Genomic DNA, 341 nt, shown 5'->3' on the forward strand with positions numbered 1-341 from the left:
AGACGTACCGCCGCGTCACCTGGGACGTGCGCGACCGCATCGGCCAGCAGCTGCGGATCAAGGTCGTCGACCAGGCCACCGGCGGCTGGGGCCACATCAGCCTCGACGACGTCCGCAACGGACTCGACCAGCCCAGTGCCTCGGTCCTGGTGAACCCCGGGTTCGAGACGGGTGACCTGTCGGGGTGGACCGCGACGGGCAACGCCTTCCAGGGCGGCGTCAGCTCGGAGACCGGCTGGGGATGGGGCTGCTGCTTCAACCAGCAGGGCACCTACCACCTGTGGGGCTTCAAGGCCGCCGGCGACGCCGGCACCGGCACCCTGACCTCCAGCCCCTTCACC

The 341-nt window shown here is 71.0% G+C and carries 1 pseudogene; it reads left to right on the forward strand.

Going from position 1 to position 341, the window contains the following annotated elements:
• Window positions 1-341 (forward strand): annotated as a pseudogene (locus tag OO48_RS34105) (hypothetical protein); the annotation flags it as partial.

Origin of the sequence: Kitasatospora phosalacinea, assembly GCF_000716545.1 — a bacterium.
GTDB classification, from domain to species: domain Bacteria; phylum Actinomycetota; class Actinomycetes; order Streptomycetales; family Streptomycetaceae; genus Kitasatospora; species Kitasatospora phosalacinea.